The organism is Rhodococcus sp. UFZ-B548, from assembly GCF_903819475.1.
Taxonomy (GTDB): domain Bacteria; phylum Actinomycetota; class Actinomycetes; order Mycobacteriales; family Mycobacteriaceae; genus Rhodococcus_F; species Rhodococcus_F erythropolis.
The window spans coordinates 15,704-34,430 of sequence record NZ_CAIJDS010000038.1 but is presented as its reverse complement, the minus strand read 5'-3'; the positions used below and the strand labels follow the sequence as shown (position 1 = coordinate 34,430).

General features: G+C 64.4%; 16 protein-coding genes. 5 read left to right on the top strand and 11 right to left on the bottom strand.

Annotated features, from left to right (window positions below; all coding sequences use genetic code 11):
* Positions 1-528, bottom strand: coding sequence for a lipoprotein LpqH (locus H7C86_RS25785; protein WP_020967988.1), 528 nt, complete (start codon positions 526-528; stop codon positions 1-3).
* 304 nt (positions 529-832) lie between these two features.
* Here H7C86_RS25785 and H7C86_RS25780 point away from each other — a divergent pair, with 304 nt between their 5' ends.
* Positions 833-2,176 carry an MFS transporter gene (locus tag H7C86_RS25780; RefSeq protein ID WP_021332618.1) on the top strand — a complete coding sequence of 448 codons (1,344 nt, stop codon included), beginning with the start codon at positions 833-835 and terminating at the stop codon, positions 2,174-2,176.
* On the opposite strand, the gene H7C86_RS25775 is transcribed toward H7C86_RS25780, so the two are convergent.
* Positions 2,167-4,032 carry a GAF domain-containing protein gene (locus H7C86_RS25775; protein WP_182262475.1) on the bottom strand — a complete coding sequence of 622 codons (1,866 nt, stop codon included), beginning with the start codon at positions 4,030-4,032 and terminating at the stop codon, positions 2,167-2,169. The two genes, H7C86_RS25780 and H7C86_RS25775, sit on opposite strands and share 10 nt — an antisense overlap.
* A 126-nt stretch (positions 4,033-4,158) precedes the next feature.
* Here H7C86_RS25775 and H7C86_RS25770 point away from each other — a divergent pair, with 126 nt between their 5' ends.
* Both H7C86_RS25770 and H7C86_RS25765 read left to right on the top strand, forming a co-directional pair.
* The gene (locus tag H7C86_RS25770) at positions 4,159-5,526 is read left to right on the top strand and encodes an FAD-binding oxidoreductase (RefSeq protein WP_259349297.1); all 1,368 of its coding nucleotides are present in this window, start codon (positions 4,159-4,161) and stop codon (positions 5,524-5,526) included.
* A gap of 123 nt (positions 5,527-5,649) precedes the next feature.
* Positions 5,650-6,498, top strand: coding sequence for a TauD/TfdA family dioxygenase (locus H7C86_RS25765; RefSeq protein WP_084325582.1), 849 nt, complete (start codon positions 5,650-5,652; stop codon positions 6,496-6,498).
* A 7-nt stretch (positions 6,499-6,505) separates the two neighbouring features.
* Here the strand turns inward: H7C86_RS25765 and H7C86_RS25760 are convergent, their stop codons facing one another.
* Together H7C86_RS25760 and crgA are read right to left on the bottom strand one after the other, a co-directional pair.
* The gene (locus tag H7C86_RS25760) at positions 6,506-6,997 is read right to left on the bottom strand and encodes a PH domain-containing protein (protein WP_020905623.1); all 492 of its coding nucleotides are present in this window, start codon (positions 6,995-6,997) and stop codon (positions 6,506-6,508) included.
* A 107-nt stretch (positions 6,998-7,104) separates the two neighbouring features.
* Positions 7,105-7,368 carry a cell division protein CrgA gene (crgA, locus tag H7C86_RS25755; RefSeq protein WP_019746229.1) on the bottom strand — a complete coding sequence of 88 codons (264 nt, stop codon included), beginning with the start codon at positions 7,366-7,368 and terminating at the stop codon, positions 7,105-7,107.
* 102 nt (positions 7,369-7,470) lie between these two features.
* On the opposite strand from crgA, the gene H7C86_RS25750 reads away from it, so the two are divergent.
* On the top strand, positions 7,471-8,184 hold the full coding sequence (locus H7C86_RS25750; protein ID WP_182262473.1) for a DUF881 domain-containing protein: 714 nt from the start codon (positions 7,471-7,473) through the stop codon (positions 8,182-8,184).
* Between the two features lie 22 nt (positions 8,185-8,206).
* On the top strand, positions 8,207-8,872 hold the full coding sequence (locus H7C86_RS25745) for an aminodeoxychorismate/anthranilate synthase component II (protein ID WP_003942537.1): 666 nt from the start codon (positions 8,207-8,209) through the stop codon (positions 8,870-8,872).
* A 57-nt stretch (positions 8,873-8,929) separates the two neighbouring features.
* Here H7C86_RS25745 and pknB read toward each other — a convergent pair whose 3' ends face one another.
* The 7 genes from pknB to H7C86_RS25710 all read right to left on the bottom strand — a co-directional run bounded on the left by pknB (position 8,930) and on the right by H7C86_RS25710 (position 18,633).
* A complete protein-coding gene (pknB, locus tag H7C86_RS25740) occupies positions 8,930-10,855 on the bottom strand; it encodes a Stk1 family PASTA domain-containing Ser/Thr kinase (protein ID WP_019746231.1) in 1,926 nt (641 codons plus the stop codon).
* A complete protein-coding gene (locus tag H7C86_RS25735) occupies positions 10,852-12,207 on the bottom strand; it encodes a protein kinase domain-containing protein (RefSeq protein WP_182262472.1) in 1,356 nt (451 codons plus the stop codon). The genes pknB and H7C86_RS25735 overlap by 4 nt, the downstream gene beginning before the upstream one ends.
* 3 nt (positions 12,208-12,210) lie before the next feature.
* Positions 12,211-13,677: a penicillin-binding protein 2 gene (locus H7C86_RS25730; protein WP_007735774.1), complete on the bottom strand. Its 1,467-nt coding sequence runs from the start codon at positions 13,675-13,677 to the stop codon at positions 12,211-12,213.
* Complete coding sequence (locus H7C86_RS25725) at positions 13,674-15,125, bottom strand: FtsW/RodA/SpoVE family cell cycle protein (protein WP_007735775.1); 1,452 nt, start codon at positions 15,123-15,125, stop codon at positions 13,674-13,676. Before H7C86_RS25725 ends, H7C86_RS25730 begins: the two co-directional genes overlap by 4 nt.
* The gene (locus tag H7C86_RS25720; protein WP_030536701.1) at positions 15,125-16,549 is read right to left on the bottom strand and encodes a PP2C family serine/threonine-protein phosphatase; all 1,425 of its coding nucleotides are present in this window, start codon (positions 16,547-16,549) and stop codon (positions 15,125-15,127) included. The genes H7C86_RS25725 and H7C86_RS25720 overlap by 1 nt, the downstream gene beginning before the upstream one ends.
* Complete coding sequence (locus tag H7C86_RS25715; RefSeq protein ID WP_003943418.1) at positions 16,546-17,010, bottom strand: FHA domain-containing protein; 465 nt, start codon at positions 17,008-17,010, stop codon at positions 16,546-16,548. The genes H7C86_RS25720 and H7C86_RS25715 overlap by 4 nt, the downstream gene beginning before the upstream one ends.
* Before the next feature lie 186 nt (positions 17,011-17,196).
* Positions 17,197-18,633, bottom strand: coding sequence for a DUF3662 and FHA domain-containing protein (locus H7C86_RS25710; RefSeq protein ID WP_182262471.1), 1,437 nt, complete (start codon positions 18,631-18,633; stop codon positions 17,197-17,199).
* Positions 18,634-18,727 lie beyond the last annotated feature (94 nt).

Sequence of the window (18,727 nt, the reverse complement as noted above, 5' to 3'; positions counted from 1 at the left end):
TCAGCCGCCGATGATGGACTCGCAGGCGAACGTGATCTCGAAGCTCGAGGTCTCCATCGGGTTGCCCTTGTCCCGGGCGCCGATTCCCTCGCCCGTCACCACGAAGGTATTGCCGTCCTGCTTGGCACTGGCAGATCCGCCAGGCAGACCCGGCGCGAATCCGGCGGTGTACGGCAGACCGTTCGATCCACCCTCGCTTCCGGCGATTCCAGCAGTCTGAACCGTGCCGGATTCATCGATGATGGCTGAGACGGTCAACATGCCGTAGGTGGCATTTTCCGCGTCGAGCAGTGTCATAACTGTCGTGCCGCCGTCCTTTGCGCACTTCGTCTCGAATTTGGCGTCGAGCGTCTTCCCGCCGACGGTGGCCGAGGATGTAGCGGACGAGGCGCCGGCAGCACTCTGGTCGGAGTCGGTCTTGTCGGAGTCGCTGCCGCAGGCGGAGGCGAATAGTGCGACCGCCGCGATGGTGGCAGCGACTGCGGTGGAGGACCGGCGGGTCATCGTGGTCCGAACCATCTTCGTCATGTTCTGTCCTTCAAGTCACGCGGTGCATCCGCACTGGCCCTGGCTATTTCGCCGATAACACTAGCCAGTGACTCGGTGCTCGTAGCGCTAAACCCCCAGCTCAGGCGGGTTTGTCGCCTTCGACTGTTCAGGGACGTTCGTCAGGCTGCTGGGGGTCATTCGCCGGATCGTTGGGAGTAAATGCACATGCAGGGACGGCTTCTGTAGAGATTGTCCACATAGGTTGAGGTCATCGGTACTTCTACTGTGGCTTGAGTCACTTCGTAGATAGCATCGCTGACCTTTTCCGAGGAGTACCCCTGCCATGACCTCCACCGATAGCACCACCACTGACGGTGGGGTTGCGCCGAGCGAGATCGAATCTCGCGTGGTGAAGAAGGTAGCGCGCCGGCTGATTCCCTTCCTGATCCTGCTCTATTTCGTGAACTATCTGGATCGTACGAACATCGCCTTCGCGAAGCTCACCATGAGCGCCGACCTCGGGATGACCGAGACGATGTTCGGCCTTGCCTCCGGTCTCTTCTTTGTCGGCTATCTGTTGTTCGAGGTGCCGAGCAACCTGGCCCTGCACCGCTTCGGCGCCCGGCTGTGGATCGCGCGGATCATGCTCACCTGGGGCATCCTCGCCGCTGCGCTGGCATTCGTGCCCAACGTGGGCAGCCTCTATTTCCTCCGCATTCTGCTGGGAATCGCCGAGGCCGGCTTCTTCCCCGGAGTTCTTCTCTACCTGACCTTCTGGTTCCCGAAGAAGTACCGCGTACGCCTGATGGGCTTGTTCCTGCTGACGCTTCCGCTCTCGTCGGCGCTCGGTGCCCCGCTCTCGGCTGCCATCATCCAGTACGGCGACGGCCTGTTCGGGTTGGCCGGATGGCGCGTGATGTACCTGATCGAGGGTCTGCCCGCCGTGATCTTGGCGTTTGTCGTCTGGTTCTACCTCACCGACCGTCCCGCCGACGCGAAGTGGTTGACCCTCGAGGAGCGCACCTGGCTGATGAAGTCCATGGCCGACGAGGAGAAAGAACTCGGCGACGCCGGTCACCAGTCCGCCGGCAAGACCCTGCGCGATCCCCGCGTCATCGGTTTCGGTCTGGTCTACTTCGGAATCACGTACGGCCTTTACGCTTTGAGCTTCTTCCTGCCCAGCATCGTCGCGGGATTCAAGCAGACGTTCAACACCGATTTCTCGCTCGTCGAGACAGGCCTGATCGTGGCCGTCCCCTACGCGATCGGCGCTGTCGCGATGGTGCTGTGGAGCCGCCATTCCGACAAGACCGGTGAACGAATGTGGCACGTCGCTGCGCCGACGCTCCTGGGCGCGGTATCCATTCCGATTGCGCTGTATCTGGATTCGCCGTTCACCGTCATGATCGCGGTCTCGCTCACCGCTGTCGGTGTCCTCTGTGCGCTCCCCGTCTTTTGGTACCTGCCCACCACGTTCCTGACGGGTGCCAGCGCGGCCGCGGGTATCGCCATGATCAACTCGATCGGCAATGCGTCGGGCTTCGGTGCTCCGTACATCACCGGCTGGCTCACCGATGTGACCGGAAATGCCAAGGCAGGCCTGTGGGTGGTGGGCGCCGTGATGCTCTGTGCCGCAATTCTTGTGGTGGCACTGGCCAAGCGATCGAGCAAGACCGCTCAGATCTGACCGAGTTTCCCCGCACTGGCACGAAGCCGGATCAGGAGCGCAAGATCGAGCGCCTGGTCCGGCTGACGCCACTGTGTACCGATCAATCGGTCGATCGATTCGAGGCGTTGGTACAGAGTGTTGGCGTGAATCGCGAGCGCGGTGGCGGTCGCAGAATGTTTGCAATTGTGCGACAGGTACGACGCGAGGGTGTCCAAGAGCGGAACGCCGCGTCGTTGTTCCTCCTCGAGTAGAGGGCCGAGGGACCGCTGCGTCAGCGCTTCGAGTTCTTCGCGGCCGGTGCGGCTGAGGAGAATTCGGTAAATGCCGAGGGAACTTGCCGGTTCCACGTGGGAGGCCCGCCCGAGCGTCTCGAGGACGTCGACGGTGTGCTGTGCCTCGACATAGGCTCGCGCCAGACCTTCCGCTCCCACCGCGGGATCGGCGATTCCCACTGTCGGGTTCTCCGCCGGCTGCACCCACGCCGCCGCGACCTCTGCCGGTGACATTCCCGGAATCAAAGCGATGACCCGTGAACCATGTTCGGCAACAACAGTTCCCGAGGGGAATGCAATTTCCTCGATACTGCGGCGTGTACGGTCTACGGCGTCGGCCGGGCGGGCCACCACGACCGTGTAGGAGCGGTCGGGGTTGAGTCCAGCAAGGCGGAACTGACCGGTGACTTCGGCCGGCGTCGGCGCTGGCCTGGTGATCAGATCGACCAGAAATGCATCGCGTGCTCGGCGAGTGGCTTCCCTGGCCGCCCGTTCGCCTACCAGGGCAAGCGCAATGGCCGGGGCTGACCTTTCGAGTGCCAATCTCATGGCGGCGGTGGGTTCATGACGCGAGAGTAGGAACAGAACTCCGAGTTGGTCACCGGCACTGCGTACTTCGGTGGCGAACAGGAACTGCTCACCGACGATGAGCGTCACCTCCTGCTCGCGTCGGTCAGCGGCAAGGATGTCGAAGACCCGGTTGACGCTCTCGCTCACCCGTTGCAGTCCCGGTGGGATCTCCGACGTTCCCGTCACGAAAAACACCGGTGAACCCGTCGACGCGGAGGTTTCTTCCACGAGTTCGCGAACACCGCCGCCGCGCAGGACAACTTGTGTGAGCGATCGGTCCCAGGTCAGGGTCTGTTCGAGAAGTGCTGTGCGCTTGGCAAGTTCGGTGTTCGCTGCATTCACTTCTGCAACCGTCGCGCGATAGCGTTCGAGAGAGCGGGCATTCTCGATGGCCACCGAGGCATGAGCTGCGAGGGCGGACAGCAACGCAACTTCCTCGTTTCCGAATCGGCGCTCCTGACGTTTGCACGCGCAGAGTGCGCCCAGGATCTTGCCGTTCAATGTCAGCGGCACGGCCAACAGGCCGCGCATGTTCTCGGCTCGTGCTGCGTCGTCGGCGGGCCCGATGTGTGCAAACGAGGGATCGTTGCGGTAGTCGGGAGACCAAGCAGGAGAAGAATTCTCGACCACACGACCGATGAGGCCTTCTCGGAACGGAACCGTGAGGCCGAGCAGTTGCGAGGTGTACGCCCCGCTGGTGACTTCGATGATCAAGATGTCGTCGTGAATGAGAGCAAGGTACGAAAGGTCCACTCCTAGTAGCCGTTTGGCCTGATCCACGATCTCCTGCAGAAGGGCGTGATGATCGTGCATCGTGGTCAGCAGCGACGCGATGTCGTTGAGTGCGCCCAGCTCGGTGGCACGTTGTCGGCGCTGAGCCAGGAGACTACGCAGTTGGAGTGCGGATCGGGCTTCTCGCTCGATTTCGGCAGCGGCCTCGGGGGCTGACCCGGCGGCCAACTGATCGCGGTGTTCGATCAGTTCCTCGGTGGATGCCTCGGCCAGGAGAAGCTGTAGCCAGTTCTCGTGCATCCGCACTCCCTTGTCAGGCCAAATTGTCAGGCCAACGATGAGTATGGAGAGAATGTCCATACGGTTACCGGTTTCTCGGAGTAAATCTACATGGGGTGGTGTAGCCGCCGTCACTATCGTGGAGGCATGACACTCCTCGAGGCGCTCGGCTCGCAGATCGATGCGGATCGACTGATCACCGACCCCGACATCATGGCGAGCTACATCCACGACGACGCCGAGTGGGCTCCCTACGAGATGCCCGTCGCCGTGGTCCGCCCGCGTACAGCCGAGCAGGTACAGACAGTTGTGCTGGCGTGCATCGCCCACGGTGCGCCCGTCGTCACGCGCGGCGCCGGCACCGGTCTGTCGGGTGGAGCCAACGCAGTCGCCGGCGGCGTCGTGATCGCCTTCGACGCGATGAACGCCATCAAGGAGATCAACACCCTCGAGCGTTTGGCCGTGGTCGAACCCGGAGTGGTCAACGATCACCTCCGCGACGCCTGCGCTGAGCACGGCCTCTGGTATCCACCCGATCCGGCGAGCGCACCCTGGTCGACGATCGGTGGCAACGTCGCGACCAATGCCGGGGGCCTGTGTTGCGTCAAGTACGGCGTCACCAAGGACTACGTGCTGGGCATGCAGGTGGTTACCGGAACCGGTGAGCTGGTTCGGCTCGGGCGTCGAACTGCCAAGGGAGTGGCTGGGTTTGATCTCTCGGCGCTCATGGTCGGCTCCGAAGGCACTCTCGGGGTGATCACCGAGGTGACGGTCAAGCTTCGTCCTCAGCGCGATCCCGAGCGCACCATCGTCGGATACTTCGACTCCATCGTTGCTGCGGGCAAGGCAGTCGAAGCCGTCGCCGCGGGCGGTCTCACACCGTCGGCCCTCGAGTTGATCGATCGACAGTGCCTGCTTGCCGTCGACGCCTGGAAGAACATGGGCCTCTCGGCCGACGCCGAGGTGGTCCTGCTCGGCCGCATCGACACACCTGGTGAGATCGGCGACGCCGAAGCCGAGCGAATGTTGGCCTGTTTCAACCGTTCCGGGGCAACCTGGAGTGCCAGATCCACCGACCAGGAGGAAGCCGACGCCCTGTTCTCCGCCCGGCGTCTGGCGTACCCCGCCCTCGAGCGGCTCGGCCCGGTGCTCACCGAGGACATCTGTGTCCCCAAGGCAGCGGTCCCGGAGATGTTGGCACGGATCGAGGCCATTTCGGCCCGTCACGACACGCACATCGCGAACATCGCGCACGCGGGTGACGGCAACCTGCATCCGCTGCTGATCACGCCACACGACGACGAAGCGGCGCGGAGGCGTGCTCAGGCAGCTTTTTCCGAGATCATCGACAACGCCCTCGAATTGGGCGGAACCGTCACCGGTGAACACGGCGTCGGCCTACTGAAGATGGGTGGCCTGGCACAGGAACTGTCACCGGCCGTCGTCGCGATGCATCATGCAATCAAGGGCGCACTCGACCCTCACGGAATCATGAACCCGGGCAAGGTGATTTGAAAGGCCGGGTGATCTGAAAGACTGGCTCCGTAACCGAATCGGTTTCCGGAGTTACGCCGTCGAAATGACGAGTTCCTACGCTCGAGTTGAACCGTTTGGCGAACTCGACGTATGGAGTGATGAATGTTCTCTTCCGATTTGACGCTGGCAAGTGTTGTTCCGCGGCGCGTGGACACGGTCGAGGCCGTCCGGGCGGCAATCGCTCTGGACGGCGCCGCGGTCTTCGGTGGGCTGCACACCGAGGAAGATGCCATTGCTTTCGCGTCGAAGTTGCTCGGTGAGAAGTGCATTCGCGTCGGCCGCCAGTTCGAGGCGAGCGCCAAAAGTCAGGATGCCGAAGCCGCTGTCGTCGACACCCAACCGGTGGACGAACGCGGGCGCAAGCGCTCGTTCGGTATCTCCGGCGAGCGGATGACCGCCCACAACGATGGTTTTGCTTTCGGCGATTACGCTCCCGATTACCTGTTTCTGTGGTGCAAGCGCCCGGCGTACCCGAGTGGGGGCGACTCGTTTCTCATCGACGCGGTCAAACTGACGCGATTGCTCGCCTTCGATCCCGCAACAGCGGAGCTGGCCGAATTCTGTTGGAGCACAGACATCGACCATTCGGAACCGAACTTCCCGCAGAACACATTTGCGCCGATCGCCCGGACGGTGCCGAGCGGACGCAACCAGGTTCGGTACCACCCGTACCTCGCGCCGATCGCCGGCGAATCGGAAGAAGCGCAGTGGCCGCTGGTGAAGCAGTGGAGTGAGGCCGTGATTCACGTGCGCGACAGCGGGCCGATGTTCCGTGCCGAAGCCGGCGAGATGATCTGCATCGACAACTACCGGGTGCTTCACGGCCGCGACGGGTACACCGACCCCGGCCGCGAGCTGTACTCGATCTGGGGATGGTCGAGCGACGCCGTCGCGGTGCCGCAGCAGGCACTCGACATCGTGCAGCCGGACCTCGCGGCGCTGGCTGGGTAACCCGCGCTTACTTCTCGGGCGGCACCAAACCGTGGACGGTAAGCACGTCCAGGACGTCCTCCGGCGTCGTACCGAGATCCCAGCGTCCGAAGATCAACAGCTTCTCCGTGTCGGTGGGCCGGTCGACGATGTCGATCTCGAGCATCGGGACGCGTCGACCCAGACGCGGGTAGCGGACGAGACGCACGCGGTCGATCTGTTCGCGGGTGAACGTGTGGCGGGCGCGCAATCGCTGCACCGCGATCGACTTGGTTCCTGCGTTGTCGATCACCGCCAGGCGGGGGCGCTGACGCAGGGCGAGGCCGCCCATCACGAACAGCCCGATCACCGCGAGGGCGAGCAGGAAGCGTCCGGCAGGCTCCGTGGGCGCGATTATCGAGGCGATCGCGAGGGCAATTCCGCCGCCGAACATCGCGTAGACAACACCCATCGGAGTGGCCCACGAGACGACCTCGGTGGCGTTGTCACGAGGCTGTGGATGAAATTCATCCTCGAGCATGTGGATAACTTCCTAGGTTGTCCACAGGAGTTATCCACAATGGGGATGAATGACACCCATGTAATTGAGAGACGGTCACGATCCGAGCCGAATCAGATAATCGCTGGTCAGCGCCATCTCATGGTCATCACAAGGCCCACAACCATGAAGCCGAAGCCGACGAGGAAGTTATAGTTTCCCAAGTCGTTCATCCACGTGATCGAATCCGCGGCCAAGTAGTACACAATCAACCACGCCAGGCCGAGAAGCATAAATCCGAGCATCACGGAGACGTACAGCGTGCTCGACGGACCCATCTTCACCTTCACCGGAGTGCGGTTTGCTGGGTTGACTGTGTAGTCGTTCTTCTTACGGACCTTCGACTTGGGCATGGCGTCCTCGCTCTACGGTGTGACCTGCATGTGTTACCTACACGCTAACGTAGCTGTGTCCAGTTGGTCACCGGCCGACCTGCACAATCCGGGAGGAGCCACGTGTCTTCGGGTGAATCTTCACGAACCGTCTGGCACATCGGTGTACTTGCCGTCTGCCTGGTAGCCGGTCTGATGGTCGCCACGGCGCAGAGATCCGCCGAGGAAAATCAGCTGCAGGTCACCGAAAGCACCAGGCTCTCCGATCTGGTCCGCAGCGCCCAGGCCAACGCCGAAAAAGTTTCGGCCGACCGGGACGAACTTGCCGCTCAGCTCGATTCGCTGCAGGAAGACGCCGCTCGGTCCGACGCCGGCGTGGCCGCCGCTCTCGGTGACATCAAGAACATCTCCGCCGACGCGGGACTGACGGAGATGACCGGCCCCGGCGTCGTGGTCACCATGACGGACGCCCCGCGCAACGCCGACGGCAAGTATCCGGTCGACGCCACCCCGGACGACCTCGTCGTGCATCAGCAGGACGTCCAGAGCGTGCTGAACGCACTGTGGGCCGGCGGGGCCGAAGCGGTGGGCATGCAGGACCAACGGATCATCAGTATGTCGGCGCCGCGGTGCATCGGAAACACCCTCCTTCTTCACGGCCGTACCTACAGCCCGCCGTACGTGATGAGTGCGATCGGCGATGTTGCGCGCCTCGAGGCGGCACTCGCTGCCGAACCGGGCATTCGGATCTACAAGCAGTACGCGACCCGCTTCGGCCTCGGGTACACGCAGGCGACACCGTCGCAGATCACGGTCCCCGGCTATACCGGCGGATAGCACGGGCGTTTACCCTGCTCTCATGAGGATTCTCGTCGTCGACAACTACGACAGCTTTGTGTTCAACCTGGTGCAGTACCTCGGCCAGCTCGGAACCGAAGCCGTGGTCTGGCGCAACGACGATCCACAACTGACAGCAGACCTCGAGGGTGCAGTAGCGCAGTTCGACGGCATTCTCCTGAGCCCTGGCCCCGGAACTCCGCAGCGCGCGGGAGCGACGATGGATCTGGTGAAGGTCTGCGCCGACACCAAGACCCCGCTGCTCGGCGTCTGCCTCGGACATCAGGCGATCGGTGCGGCTTTCGGCGGAACCGTCGACCGCGCGCCCGAACTGCTTCACGGCAAGACGAGTCTGGTTCACCACAAGGACGTCGGCGTCCTGGCCGGGCTGCCCGATCCGTTCACCGCTACCCGCTACCACTCGCTGACGGTTCTCGAGGACACCATTCCCGAGGAACTCGAGGTGACCGCACACACCGAGAGCGGCGTCGTGATGGCGATGCGTCACCGCGAACTGCCGATTCACGGCGTCCAGTTCCACCCAGAGTCCGTACTCACTCAGGGTGGGCACCGGATGCTCGCGAACTGGCTCGCAGTCTGCGGTGAGGCGCCCCCGGAAGGGCTCGTCGCAGCCCTCGAGGCCGAGGTCGCGTCGGCGCTCGGTGGCGCATTGCCCGCAATTCTCTGACACCTGTCCACAAAAAAGTGCCTCCCGGAAATCTCCGGGAGGCACTTTTTCACTTTGCTAGCGGCCGGGGATTCCGAGCGCTCCGACGCTGACGGTGATGACTGCGTCCTTGGAGATCTCCGAGCCCGGAGGCTGCGTCTGCGAGACGATCTTGCCCACCATTTCCGGGGTGAGCGTCGTGCTCTGGTTCTGCACCAGCTGCGATGCAGTTCCCGCCCAGCCGGCTGCGCGAAGCGTGGTCAACGCCTCGGACACCGTCTTGTTGGTCAGATCAGGCATCGCGACCTGGTTGCCGTTGGACACCCGCAGCGTCACGGTCGAACCCTTGGTGGCCGACGTGCCGCCGGTCGGGTCGGTCGAAACGACCTGTCCCTTCGGCAGTCCCGAATCGATCTCCGTGATCTGGACGACGAACCCGGCACCTTCGATGTTGGGCCTCGCCACCTCTTCACGCTGACCGGTCACATCCGGGACACGAACCTGCTCCGGACCGGTGCCGACGGTGATCGAGACCGCGGAATCGAGAACAACCGACACTCCGACGGCCGGATCCTGATTGACGATCTTGTCGACCTCGGCAATGGTCGACGCGGCCTTGCCGATGGTCGGATCAAGTCGGAGTCCAACGGAGTTGAGCTTCTTCTCGGCGTCGTCCTGGCTCAGGCCGGTCAGGCGAGGGATCGCGACCTGCTCGGGGCCGGTGGACACGTCGATGGTGACGGTGCTGCCCTTCTCGATGCGCACCCCGGCAACCGGACGCGTCGTGATGACGTTTCCCGCAGCGATCACCTTGTCCGTCTTCTGCTGACGCTCCACTTGGAATCCGGCGTTGGTCAGCGTCGCCTCGGCGACATCAGCGGGCTGGTTGGTGAGGTCACCCGGAACGGTCACCATCTCGACCTTCGGCGAGTTCACCCGAATGAGGAAGAACGTCACCAGTCCGATCACCAGAAGCGCCGCGATGCCCATCAGGGCGTAGCGTCCGCCCTTCTTCTTGGCAGGCGGCTCGGCAGCGCGAGTTGTCCGTGCAGGAACCGGCTCGACCGGATCAGGAGCAGTGCGGTAGTTCCCGGTGTCGGAGCCGACGGCGCCGAGGATGGTGGTGCGGTCCTCGTCGTTCATCACCATCGGAGCACTCGGACGCTGACCGCCCAGAACGCGTACCAAGTCGCTGCGCATGTCGCCGGCGCTCTGGTAGCGGTTGGCCGGGTTCTTGCTCATCGCCTTGAGAATGATCGAATCCAGCTCGCGCGGAATGTCGGGATTGATCTCCGACGGCGTCTGCGGATCCTCACGAACATGCTGGTACGCCACGGCGACCGGTGAATCACCCTTGAACGGCGGCTCGCCCGTCAGAATTTCGAACAGCACACAACCGAGCGAGTAGACGTCCGAACGTGCGTCCACCTGCTCACCTCGCGCCTGCTCCGGCGAAAGGTACTGAGCGGTGCCGATCACGGCGGCCGTCTGCGTCATCGGGCTCGACGCGTCGGAAATGGCACGGGCGATACCGAAGTCCATCACCTTCACGGCGCCGGCACGGTTGATCATGATGTTGGCGGGCTTGACGTCGCGGTGCACGATGCCGTTGCGGTGGCTGAAGTCCAAAGCGGCACAGACGTCCGCGATCACTTCCATCGCCTTGCGCGGAGTCATCGGCCCGGTGCTGCGCACGATGTCACGCAACGTGTCGCCGTCGACGTACTCCATGACGATGTACGGCAGCGGTCCGGCGTCGGTCTCGGCTTCACCGGTGTCGTAGACGGCCACGATCGCCGGATGGTTCAGCGCGGCAGCGTTCTGCGCCTCACGACGGAACCGCAAGTAAAACGTGGGATCGCGCGCGAGGTCTGCACGCAGCACCTTGATCGCGACGTCGCGGCTGAGTCGGAGGTCGCGCGCCAGGTGAACCTCGGACATTCCGCCGAAGCCGAGAATCTCACCCAGCTCGTAGCGGGAGGAGAGATTGCGGGGTGTCGTCATTGGTCTTGTCCTAGCGGTTCTTCAGCGTCTCCGGGATCCGCCAACGGCTCAGTGGTCGTTGTGGTCGTCGTTGTCGTCGTGGTGGTGGTTGTGGTCGTCGGAGTTGTTGTTGTCGTGGTCGGCGTTGTCGTTGTGGTTGTCGGCTCGGTCGTGGTTGTCGTCGGCCGAGTCGTCGTTGTTGTCGGCTCGGTGGTCGTCGTCGGCCGAGTCGTCGTGGTGGTGGGCTTGGTCGTCGTGGTGGTCGGCAACGTCGTGGACGTGACGACGGGCGGCGTCGGGTCGCTCGGACCGTCGGTCGCGATCCAGACTCCGCCGATGATCAACGCCAACAAGATCAATCCGCCGCCGGCCCATGCCACGGCCTTCTGTCCACTGGTCATTCCGCCGGCTGCCGCGTCGTCCGCAACAGCTGCGCCCGTCACCGGGCCCGCGTACGTCGGCGGCATGACCTGCGTGGCACCCGTAGCCGGCAACGCGCTCGCGGCACCGGTGGCGAGCAGACCGGGCGGCGGTGGACGCCTCCCTGCTCGAACGGCTGCAACGGCGTCGGCGAACTCACCGCCACTGGCGTAACGGCCGGCCGGATCCTTGGTCAACGTGATGTCGATGAGCTCGCGGATGTTCGCCGGCAGGTCGGCCGGCATCGGCGCCGGGGTTTCCTGCACGTGCTTCATCGCGACGGTGAGCGCGCCGTCACCGGTGAACGGGCGTCGACCCGAAAGTGCTTCGTATCCGACGATTCCCAGCGAGTACACGTCACTCGCCGCGGTCGCGTCCTGACCGAGAGCCTGCTCGGGCGCGATGTACTGGGCGGTGCCCATCACCATTCCCGTACGCGTGACGGGCGAGTTCTCGACGGCCTTGGCGATGCCGAAGTCCGTGATCTTCACCTGGCCCGTCGGCGTGATGAGGATGTTGCCCGGCTTCACGTCGCGGTGCACGACACCGGCGTCGTGTGCGACCTGCAGGGCGCGGCCGGTCTGCTCGAGCATGTCGAGGGCATGCGGAACCGCCAGGCGGCCGACGCGTGCCAGGACGGCGTTGAGCGGCTCACCGTTGACGAGTTCCATCACCAGGTACGCCGTGGAATCGCCCGAGCTGTCACGGGTCTCGCCGTAGTCGTAGATTCCGGCGATACCGGGATGGTTGAGCTGCGCGGTGGTGCGGGCCTCGAAGCGGAAGCGCTCCAAGAACTCCGGATCGGACGAGAACTCGGACTTGAGTACCTTGACGGCGACGCGACGGTTGAGCCGGGAGTCGGTGGCTTCCCACACCTGACCCATCCCACCGGTGGCGATGAGACGGATCAATCGGTAACGATCGGCGATCAAAGCGCCGTTGTTCAACGCCACGGTTCAGCCCCCTTGGATTCCGGCTGCGATGACTGCACGACCGATCGGCGCAGCAACCGAGCCACCGGTAGCGGCAAGTCCGCGGTCACCACCGTTCTCGACGATGACGGCCACGGCGACCGTCGGATTCTGCGCCGGTGCAAAAGCGATGTACCAGGCGTGCGGCGGGGTTTCCCGCGGGTTCACGCCGTGCTCGGCGGTACCGGTCTTGGACGCGATCTGAACCCCGGGGATCTTGCCGTCGCCGCCGGTGAAGTTCTCCGAGCCGATCATCAGGTCAGTCAGCGTTGCGGCCACTGCCGGCGAGATCGCCTGACCCATCGACACCGGTGACGGCGTACTGAGATCGGTCAGATCCGGTGCTTGCAACTGGGAGATCAGGTTGGGCTGCATCCGCACACCACCGTTGGCGACGGTCGCGGCGATCACTGCGTTCTCGAGCGGGGTCACCGCGACGTCGCGCTGGCCGATGCTGGTCTGGCCGAGAGCCGCGTCGTCGGAGATGTCGCCGACGGTGCTGTCCGCAACCGGCAGCGGGATCGCCGGAGTGTTGGGCCCGATGCCGAAAGCGCTGGCCTCGTCCTTGATGGCGTCCGCGCCGTCCTTGATGCCCAGTTCGACGAAAGCCGTGTTGCACGAGCGCGCAAACGCGTCACGCAACGACGCCGTCGGGTTGGGGCCGCAGGTGCTGCCGTTGTAGTTCTCGAGGGTCGTGCTGGTGCCGGGCAGCGTGATCTGCGGAGCCGCGGTCAGCTGGTCGTCCGGCGTCGCACCGTTGCCAAGAGCTGCGGCCGTGGTGAGCACCTTGAACGTCGAACCGGGAGGGTAGGTCTGCGAAATAGCGCGGTTGACCAACGGATCGTTGGGATCGGCATTGAGCTCGTCCCACGCCTTCGTGGTTTCGGCGCCGTCGTGGCTGGCAAGCAGGTTCGGGTCGTAGCTCGGAGTGCTGACCATCGTCAGGATGCGTCCGGTGCTCGGCTCGATGGCGACGACGGAACCGGTGTAACCCTTACTGGTCAGCTGGTCGTACGCCACCTGCTGCATGGCCGGATTGAGCGTCGTGACGACGTTGCCGCCGCGCGGATCGCGTCCGGACACCAGGTCGAAGAAGCGCTGACTGAACAGCCGGTTGTCCGAGCCGTTGAGAATCGGGTCCTCGGTGCGCTCGAGGCCGGCGCTGCCGTACTGCATCGAGTAAAAGCCCGTGACCGGTGCGTACGGGTACGGATTCGGATACTCGCGCAGGTACTTGTACCGGTCGTCGGTGGCGCGGGAGGCGGCAAGCACCTGACCGGAAGCTGAGATCTGACCTCGCTGGCGTGAGTACTCGTCGAGCAGCACCCGCGAGTTGCGCGGGTCGGCTCGCAGGTCGTCAGCCTTGATGACCTGTACGTACGTGGCGTTGGCGAGGAGCGCGACGACCATCACCATGACGGCCATCGCGACGCGGCGCAGTGGAGTGTTCATACGCGCGGCATCATCTCGGTATTGGCGTCAGCGATTGGGGGCGGACCTTTCTTCTTCGTCACTACCGGCGCACGAGCCGCGTCCGAGATCCGGACGAGGATGGCCAGCAGTAGGTAGTTCGCGAGCAGCGACGAGCCGCCGTACGACATGAACGGTGTTGTCAGACCCGTCAGCGGGATCAGCTTGGTGACGCCGCCGACGACGACAAAGATCTGGATCGCGATGGTGAACGACAGACCGGCGGCCAGCAGCTTGCCGAAGCTGTCGCGCACCGCCAACGCCGTACGCAGGCCGCGCACGATGAGAAGCAAGAACAGCATCAGCACAGCGGCCAGGCCGATCAGACCGAGCTCTTCGCCGATGGTCGCGATGATGAAGTCCGTCTTCGCGAACGGCACCTGGTTGGGCCGGCCACTGCCCAGACCTGTTCCGGCGATACCACCGGTGGCCAGGCCGAACAGCGATTGCGAGATCTGATACCCGGTGTTGGCGTAGTCGCCGAGCGGGTCCAGCCAGGTGTCGACGCGCACGCGCACGTGTCCGAACATCTTGTAGGCGAAGAAGAATCCGATGGCGAGCAGTCCGCCGCCGATCACCAGCCAGCCCACACGCTCGGTCGCGATGTAGAGCATCACCAGCACGGTGCTGAAGAGCAGCAACGACGTACCGAGGTCGGTTTCGAAGACGAGAACGCCCACCGAGACGATCCAGGCGAGCAGGATCGGGCCCAGGTCGCGGGCACGCGGAAAGTCCATGCCCAGGAAGTGTTTACCGGCCGAGGTGAACAGGTCACGCTTGGCGACGAGAACTGACGCGAAGAAGATGATGAGCAGGATCTTCGCGAACTCACCTGGCTGAATGCTGAATCCGGGCAGGCGAATCCAGATTTTTGCGCCGTTCACGCTCGAGAACTTCGCCGGCAGGATCGCGGGAATCGCCAGGAACACCAGACCTGCGAGGCCGAGCGTGTAGCTGAACCGCGCCATCAGGCGGTAGTCCTTCAAGAACACCAGCAACAGCACGAAACCGGTGATCGCCAATGCAGTCCACATGACCTGCTGGTTCGCATCCGGTGACGGTGCCTCGACGCCGTTGTAGAGCGCTGTCTGTTCGTCGGCGAGGTCGAGTCGGTGGATGAGCACCAACCCGAGGCCGTTGAGCAGGGCGACGATCGGCAGCAGCAGCGGATCGGCGTACGGCGCATACCGCCGAATTGCCAAGTGCGCGATCAGGAACAAGCCCGTATACGCGAGCGCGTACTTGGCGAGGTCCAGCGTGATCTTCTGTTCCTGGCTCGCCTCGACGAGCAGAAGCGAGACCGTCGTGATGATGACTGCAAAGCCCAGGAGCAGTAGCTCCATGTTTCGACGGGTCGACTGGACCGGCGCCGGGGCAAAACCTCCGGGCGGACTCGGAAAAGCCGTCCCCGCAGCTGCGTTGGACGACATCAGTTGACCGTCCTGCAAGTCTGACCGGGAATGTCGGTCGGCGTAGGCGTAGTCGTGGGTGCCGCCGTCGTCGGCGCAGCAGGCTCCCCGGGCGGTGCGGGGGGCGGCGTGGTCTCCGGTGCCGGCGGGGGAGTGGGCGTGGCCGTCGTTGTCGGAACCGGCTCACAACGAGGCAGCAGATCGCCGCCGATGAGACGGATCATCTGGCTCTGCGCATCCTCACGCTTGCCGGACGGCAGCCCGGCGCGCACCTGCTCCTGCGCCGACGGCTGCAGATCCGTCACTTCGAGGATGTTGCAGTTGCTGGGAATCGCGTCGGGGGAGACGAGGGTCAGGACGTCGTCGTCGCCGACGCAACCCACCAGATCCGCGTCTTGCAGCGAGTAGCCGAGCACCGAACCGGGAATTCCGCGCAGCACCGTCACGCGGCCGTTGTCTTCGCCGACGTAGTAGTTGTTGCGGATGACGGCGCGGCCGATCACGGCGCCGACGCCGACCAGTGCGATCAGCACCACGGCAAGGACCACCCACCACAACCGGTTCCGCTTCTTCTTCGGTTCCGGTTCGGGTTGGGAGACAACTCGCTTGGGCGTCGCGCGCGGCGGACGCATGGCAGCGGCGCGGCCGGCAGCGGTGTTGGGGGGAGGGGCGTCCTCTTCCTCTTCCGTCGACGCGGCGCCCGCGACGATGGGATGTGACTGGCCGTAGTCGAGGTCGATGACATCGGCGACAACGACGGTGACGTTGTCGGGACCGCCGCTGCGCAGCGCCAATTCGATGAGACGGTCGGCGCACTGCTCCTGCGAGCCCTCGCGCATCGTGTTCTCGATGGTCTCGTCGCTGACCACGTCGGAGAGGCCGTCGGAGCAGAGCAGGTAACGATCGCCGGCGCGGGCTTCGCGCACGGTGAGCGTCGGCTCGATCTCGTTGCCGGTCAACGCCCGCATGATCAGGGATCGCTGCGGGTGAGTGTGGGCCTGCTCGGCGGTGATCCTGCCCTCGTCGACCAGCGACTGAACGAACGTGTCGTCGCGGGTGATCTGCGTCAGGTGGTCGTCGCGCAGCAGGTAGGCGCGCGAGTCGCCGATGTGCACGAGGCCGAGCTTGCTGCCGGAGAAGAGGATCGCGGTGAGCGTGGTGCCCATGCCGTCGAGTTCGGGTTCTTCCTCGACGTGATCGGCGATGGAATCGTTGCCCTCGCGGGTGGCCGCCTCGAGCTTGCCGAGCAGATCCTCGCCGGGCTCGTCGTCGTCGAGATGCGCCAGAGCGGCAATCATCAACTGTGACGCGACCTCACCGGCCGCGTGTCCGCCCATACCGTCGGCCAAGGCCAACAGGCGTGCACCGGCGTACACGGAATCTTCGTTGTTGGAGCGCACGAGACCGCGGTCGCTGCGCGCCGCGTAGCGGAGAACAAGGGTCACGGGCGTAGCTCGATTACCGTCTTGCCGACGCGAACCGGAGTGCCCAGCGGCACGCGCACCGCAGTGGTGACCTTGGCGCGGTCCAGATAGGTGCCGTTGGTCGAACCGAGATCCTCGACGTACCAGTCAGCGCCACGCTGCGAGAGCCGCGCATGGCGCGTCGACGCGTAATCGTCGGTGAGAACGAGCGTCGAATCGTCGGCGCGGCCGATCATCACCGGCTGTGAGCCCAGCGTGATGCGGGTACCGGCGAGGGCGCCCTGCGTGACCACCAGGTACCGAGGCACCTTCGCCTTGCCCAGCGAGGGCAGGACCTTTCCGGCGCGGGTGTACCGCGGCGGAACCCTGACCCCGGAGCCGGCATAGATGTCGGAACGGAGAGTGCGGAGGACTGCCCAGACGAACAGCCACAGTAGGAGCAGGAAGCCCGCCCGTGTGAGTTGCAGAATCAGGCCCTGCACGGCTGTCCACCTCCTTCTATGGCTCGAGCCCCGCCGCAGCGGGGTTCGAGCATTGTCGACTGGCAGCATCATAGGGGGCTCTGGGCCCCGAAGATCACGATACTGACAGCCGCGTGACGGCGGCGCGCCGACGGACCGCCGAATGTTCGATTGTTATCGGAAAAATCCTGGCGTCCGTTTCTCAGCTCAGAGAATGCGAACCAGAATCTCCGAGTGACCTGCACGAATGATGTCGCCGTCTGCCAGCTGCCAGTCCTGGACCGGTGCTCCGTTGACGGTGGTGCCGTTCGTGGATCCCAAATCGGACAGCATCGCGGTGCGGCCGTCCCAACGGATGTCGATGTGGCGACGTGAGACGCCGGTGTCCGGGAGGCGGAACTGAGCTTCCTGGCCGCGGCCGATGACATTGCTGCCGTCGCGAAGCTGGAAGTGGCGTCCGCTGCCGTCCTCGAGCTGCAGGGTTGCCGTCAGGCTCTGGGCCGTCGGTGCGTAACCGCCCTGCGGCTGGGCGTAACCCTGCTGCGGGTAGGCCTGCGTCTGCTCGAAGTTGCCGCCCTGCTCGTAGCCGGCCTGCTCGTACGGCTGCTGTGTGTACGCCTGCTGGTCGTAGCCGCCCTGCTGGTAGCTCTGCTGGTCGTAGCCCGGCTGATCGTAGGACTGGCCGTTGTACGGCTGCTGCTGGTAACCCTGCTGGTAACCCTGCTGGTCGTAGCCGCCGCCCTGCTGGTAGCCCTGCTGGTCGTACCCACCCTGGTACGCCTGCTGGCCGTAGCCCTGCTGGTCGTACGGCTGCTGCTGGTAACCCTGCTGGTCGTAGCCGCCGCCCTGCTGGTCATAGCTCTGCTGGTCGTAACCGGCCTGCTCGTACGGCTGCTGCTGGTTCGGGTACGCCTGCTGGTCGTAGCCACCCTGCTGCTGGTTGTAGCCCTGCTGGTCGTCGCCCGTGCGGTAACCGTCGCCGCGGTCGTAACCGTTCTGGTACGGCGCTTCCTGGCCCTGCGGAGCGGCGTAACCGCCGTCGTCGTGGGAGTACCCGTTCCGTGCCGGCTGCTGCGGTTCGGGCTGGCGACCCGCCGGTTCGCGGCTTGGTTCGTAGCCTGAGTTCTGCGTCATGGGGCCGGCTCCTGGTTGTGACGGGACTGGATTGGAAACAGGGGGAACAATCGGTGCGGGTCGCTGAGGCGGCCGTTGTGGAGGCCGCGACGAAACCTGCGGAACATGCGACGGCGGCGATGCCTGCTCGGCGTCACCATCCGGGTCGACGGTTCCGCGGGTGCGGAACTGACCGGTGTGGAGCGTAGGCGAAGGCTCGAAAGTGACCGAGATGTCGCCGTACGTCTGCCAACCCTGATCGCGGATGAAATCCTGCAGGTGTCGGCTGAAAGCTTTGGTAGTCAGTTCGCGATCAGCTGCCAACTCTTCGTGATCGGAGTTGTTGATGGTGATCACGTAGTTGTTGGGGGCGAGAAGGATTCCGCCGCCGAGGTGCTCGACGCGGTCACGTGCCTCCTGCTGGAGCGCCGCCTCTACTTCCTGCGGCACAACACCACCACCGAAGACCCGCGCGAATGCGTCGCCGACAGCTCCTTGGAGCTTTCGTTCGAAACGCTGCACGATGCCCATCGGGCCCTCCTCTCGCCTCGCATCTACGACGGCAAAATGCTCGGCAAGTAGCGCCGGCACCGCCTTGTCGCGTGTCGTCCAAACTGCTGTACAG

What these genes read in the sequence shown, in the direction of transcription:
- H7C86_RS25770 (WP_259349297.1), top strand. Translation starts at nt 4,159, where the DNA reads ATGACACTCCTCGAGGCGCTCGGCTCGCAGATCGATGCGGATCGACTG.
- H7C86_RS25710 (WP_182262471.1), bottom strand. Translation starts at nt 18,633, where the DNA reads ATGGGCATCGTGCAGCGTTTCGAACGAAAGCTCCAAGGAGCTGTCGGC.
- pknB (WP_019746231.1), bottom strand. Translation starts at nt 10,855, where the DNA reads ATGACGACACCCCGCAATCTCTCCTCCCGCTACGAGCTGGGTGAGATT.
- H7C86_RS25760 (WP_020905623.1), bottom strand. Translation starts at nt 6,997, where the DNA reads ATGCTCGAGGATGAATTTCATCCACAGCCTCGTGACAACGCCACCGAG.
- H7C86_RS25730 (WP_007735774.1), bottom strand. Translation starts at nt 13,677, where the DNA reads ATGAACACTCCACTGCGCCGCGTCGCGATGGCCGTCATGGTGATGGTC.
- H7C86_RS25745 (WP_003942537.1), top strand. Translation starts at nt 8,207, where the DNA reads ATGAGGATTCTCGTCGTCGACAACTACGACAGCTTTGTGTTCAACCTG.
- H7C86_RS25725 (WP_007735775.1), bottom strand. Translation starts at nt 15,125, where the DNA reads ATGTCGTCCAACGCAGCTGCGGGGACGGCTTTTCCGAGTCCGCCCGGA.
- H7C86_RS25785 (WP_020967988.1), bottom strand. Translation starts at nt 528, where the DNA reads ATGACGAAGATGGTTCGGACCACGATGACCCGCCGGTCCTCCACCGCA.
- H7C86_RS25765 (WP_084325582.1), top strand. Translation starts at nt 5,650, where the DNA reads ATGTTCTCTTCCGATTTGACGCTGGCAAGTGTTGTTCCGCGGCGCGTG.
- H7C86_RS25775 (WP_182262475.1), bottom strand. Translation starts at nt 4,032, where the DNA reads ATGCACGAGAACTGGCTACAGCTTCTCCTGGCCGAGGCATCCACCGAG.
- crgA (WP_019746229.1), bottom strand. Translation starts at nt 7,368, where the DNA reads ATGCCCAAGTCGAAGGTCCGTAAGAAGAACGACTACACAGTCAACCCA.
- H7C86_RS25780 (WP_021332618.1), top strand. Translation starts at nt 833, where the DNA reads ATGACCTCCACCGATAGCACCACCACTGACGGTGGGGTTGCGCCGAGC.